Source organism: Streptomyces sp. SBT349, assembly GCF_001083795.1.
Classification (GTDB): domain Bacteria; phylum Actinomycetota; class Actinomycetes; order Streptomycetales; family Streptomycetaceae; genus Streptomyces.
Map to the genome: position 1 here is coordinate 1 of NZ_LAVK01000638.1, position 1706 is coordinate 1706.

Genomic DNA, 1706 nt, shown 5'->3' on the forward strand with positions numbered 1-1706 from the left:
GGGCAGGGGGCGGGCACTCGCCTCAGAGCGGGAGGTCGTCGGGCAGCACCCGGAACGCCTTGTGGCGGCCCAGGGGCCGTACGGCCCGGAGATCCCGGCGGTCGAGGGTGAGGATCGCGTCCGTGTCGTAGTCGGAGGCCAGCGCCACGTTCACCGCGTCGGCGAGGTCGAGGTCGAGGGCGCTGTAGCGGGCGCGAACGGATTGGGCCGCGCCCAGGTGGTCCTCCGTGATCTCCGGTGCCACGACGCGACCACGGCGCATCCAGCGCCGGATGTCGTCGACCGCGCCGAGGGCGGCCACCCGGCCCAGCTCGCGGGTGGCGACGTGGTCGAGCTCCGCGAGCAGGAGCGGGGACAGGACCAGAAGCCCCGCGGCGAGGATCGCCTCGTTCGCGGCCTCGTGCTCGGGGTGTGCCGCGTCCAGGGCGGCCAGCAGGCCGGAGGTGTCGGCGATGACGACGATCACGCGGCGGGTCCGGAACCCGCCTCGCCGCGGACCGCTTCGGCGACCGTGTCGCGCACCTCGGCCCGGGACGGAGTCCGGCCCGGACCCTCGAAGGTGCGCGAGAACAGCGGCTCGTCCCACACCCGGTTCGCCATGGCGGCGAGGTGGATCCCCTGGCGGATGATCTCGGCCTCACTGATCCCTCTGCGCTTGGCCGCCTCCTTGATGATCGACAGGTCCTCGGGGTCGGCGTAGACGTTGATCCGCTTCATGGGCATGTACCAACTCTGGCCGATGTACCGGAGTGGTGCACGTGGTGGCGGAGCGGGGCGGGAACGCCGTCGCGCGGGCCGGCGTTGGGCGCGTGGGCGGGCGCTGTCCGGTCCCGCCCGAAGAGGATCCGATGCGAATTCGATGCGAAGGGGAATCCCATGGCTGGTGCCGTCACGCTGATCCGTTCCGGTTCGCTCTCCGATGCCGCGGAGTACGCGTACGCCGCCACCGCACCCGCCGGGGCGCGGCTGATCTTTCTCGCGGGGGCCTGTCCGCTGGGTGCGGACGGGTCCACGGCCGCGGTCGGGGACCACGCCGGGCAGGCGGCGGTGTGCGTGGAGAACCTGCGGACCGCGCTCGCGGACGCCGGTGCCGCGCTGGAGGACGTCATCAGCACGCGGGTGCTGGTGGCCTCCGGGCGGCGGGAGGATCTGGTGGCGGCCTGGCAGGTGGTGCGGGACGCGTTCGGCGCCCACGACGTGCCGAGCACGCTGCTGGGCGTCACCGTGCTCGGCTACGAGGACCAGCTGGTGGAGATCGAGGCCGTCGCCGCCGTGCTCGACGCGTAGGGCGGGCGGAGCGCGCGTGGGCGTCTCCGTCACCCGGCCCACCCGTCGGCGAGGCTGACGACCGGACACCCGGTCAGCTCGGCCAGCGCCGCGCGCCGGCGCGGGGTCAGCTCGTTGAGGAAGACCACCGCGTCGGCGCCGGTGCGGGCGCGGAGCAGGGCGATCTCGCGGGCCTTGCCGGAGCCCACCAGGGTCAGGGGCGACAGCGGCAGCGCCATCTTCCGCACGCCGCCCGCCGAGACGCCGCGGCGCTGGACCACGTGGCCGACGACCCGGGCCGAGCGGCCGGTCAGGGTCGCCGCGGCCCGGTGCATGCGCGCCGCCCAGTCCTTCTCCTTGGCGGAGAAGTACCCGACGAGGATGACCGAGGCGCCTTCGAGGGCGATCACCGGGACGGGTGGGGCGGGGGTGGCCCGTTC

Annotated in this window: 4 protein-coding genes; 1 reads left to right on the plus strand and 3 read right to left on the minus strand. The window is 74.3% G+C overall.

The genetic code is table 11. The annotated features are described in order from the left end of the window. Window positions 1-22: 22 nt before the first annotated feature. Together ADY01_RS35420 and ADY01_RS35425 are read right to left on the minus strand one after the other, a co-directional pair. Window positions 23-466, minus strand: coding sequence for a PIN domain-containing protein (locus ADY01_RS35420; protein WP_049580972.1), 444 nt, complete (start codon window positions 464-466; stop codon window positions 23-25). Beyond that, window positions 463-723 carry a CopG family transcriptional regulator gene (locus tag ADY01_RS35425; protein WP_049580974.1) on the minus strand — a complete coding sequence of 87 codons (261 nt, stop codon included), beginning with the start codon at window positions 721-723 and terminating at the stop codon, window positions 463-465. The genes ADY01_RS35420 and ADY01_RS35425 overlap by 4 nt, the downstream gene beginning before the upstream one ends. Window positions 724-876: 153 nt before the next feature. Between ADY01_RS35425 and ADY01_RS35430 the strand changes: the two genes are divergently transcribed. Next, window positions 877-1287, plus strand: a complete 411-nt coding sequence (locus tag ADY01_RS35430; protein WP_049580975.1) for a Rid family hydrolase — start codon at window positions 877-879, stop codon at window positions 1285-1287. 29 nt (window positions 1288-1316) lie between these two features. Here ADY01_RS35430 and ADY01_RS35435 read toward each other — a convergent pair. Beyond that, window positions 1317-1706: hypothetical protein (locus ADY01_RS35435; protein ID WP_234320547.1), on the minus strand; the 390-nt coding region annotated here is incomplete at its 5' end.